2 protein-coding genes and 1 pseudogene are annotated in these 1,403 nt (G+C 68.9%); all 3 read right to left on the bottom strand.

The genetic code is table 11. From position 1 onward, the window contains the following. Window positions 1–24: 24 nt before the first annotated feature. Window positions 25–552, bottom strand: a complete 528-nt coding sequence (locus AC5LSR_RS23910) for a GNAT family N-acetyltransferase (protein ID WP_250287535.1) — start codon at window positions 550–552, stop codon at window positions 25–27. Beyond that, window positions 549–845, bottom strand: coding sequence for a type II toxin-antitoxin system TacA family antitoxin (locus tag AC5LSR_RS23905; RefSeq protein WP_250287537.1), 297 nt, complete (start codon window positions 843–845; stop codon window positions 549–551). Before AC5LSR_RS23905 ends, AC5LSR_RS23910 begins: the two co-directional genes overlap by 4 nt. A gap of 117 nt (window positions 846–962) precedes the next feature. Further along, a pseudogene (locus AC5LSR_RS23900) lies at window positions 963–1,091 on the bottom strand (IS6 family transposase); the annotation flags it as partial. Between the last annotated feature and the right edge of the window lie 312 nt (window positions 1,092–1,403).

The following is a 1,403-nucleotide window of genomic DNA, read 5'->3' as shown; positions in this document are numbered from 1 at the left end:
CGAATCGGGACAGCATGGGCTTGGTCAGGTACTGCCGAGGGCCTTGCGGAGGTCCTTCATCAGGAGGAACAGGTGCATGGGGTCGGTGGGGCTGGGCTCGAACTTCGCCAGGCGCAGGTAGAAGTCGCGGGCGGTCTCGTTCTCGCAGTGGATCAGCAGGGCCCGCACTCCGATGACCTCTCCGGCGGCGGCAACGCGGCGCAGGGCGTCGACCACCAAGGCCTGGCCCAGCCCGGCGCCCTGGACCGACAGATCTACACCGAGCCGGGTGAGGATGACTACCGGCTGGTGGTAGCGGCCCGCGCCCTGCGTCAGCCGCCGCGGCGCCTGCGTCGGCGCGACCGACCCCGCCGCCAGCGCGTAGTAGCCGACCACCCGCCGATCGCCGTCCTCGGCGCCGGTGACCACGTACACCCGGGATGAGCCCGATTGGTGCGCCTGCAACGCGTGCGCCGTCAACCAGGACGACTGCGCCGCCGACCCGCAGTCAAACCCGGACAGCACATGGCTGGCGGCCGCCGGTTCGACCGGGCCGAACCTGCGACCGCTCACCGACCGCCCTGGCCAGGCTCGGACTGGTCCAGCACGGTGGGTGCCGACAGCAGCTCCCGCAGCCCCGCCACCTCGGACGCCGGCCGGTCCAACGCATGGTCAAACGCCTGCCAGGCCACCTCGTCCAGGACGAACACCCGCCGATCCGCCAGAATGTCGGCCGCCGCCTCAGTAGCAGCCTTCAACACGAACGCCGACACCGTGCTCCCGGAGGCCGAACTGGCGGCCTCCAGCAGCGCCTTCTGCGCCGGCTCCACCCGAAGGTGCAGCCGATCGTCCTTCGCACCCGCCACCCCACCAGCGTACGCACAACGTACGCCATGCACCAAGGCATGTGCGGCTACGCTCACTGCGTCACACGTTCCCGCACAGCCGAGAACTCATGCTGGACGTGATCATGTTGGCGGTCCGCATGGCCGGGCCGCGTCGATCAGCAGCGGGGTGAACCGGCACACCCACCGGTAGACGGTCACGTGGCCAACGACGAGACCTCGCTCCGCGAGGAGCTCCTCGACGTCCCGGCAGGACCCGGCGTAGCGGTCGAACAAATCCATGATTGACAACTGTCGAAACGAGATCGTTGCAGGTTACATCCATGATCATACGTGGAGGCGAGGGGATGGAACTTGAACCCTGATCTAGCCCGCTAACTGCGCAGACATGGCTGACCCCGGCCTTCACCCCGTCAGGCCGCCGAACAACCAGGCGGACGGCTCGATCCTGATCGAGTCCTCAGTGAGGCAGGCCGCTGGCTGGTCCGGGGCTCGTGGCCGGGACAGGGCCGACGGGGCTTCCGTCGGACACTTTCGCCGTCCGGCAGCGCGTGTGCGCCGTGCTGCCACGAGGCCTGT

The organism is Protofrankia sp. CiP1_Cm_nod4 (genome assembly GCF_982290645.1).
This window is presented reverse-complemented; position numbering and strand designations above follow the sequence as displayed.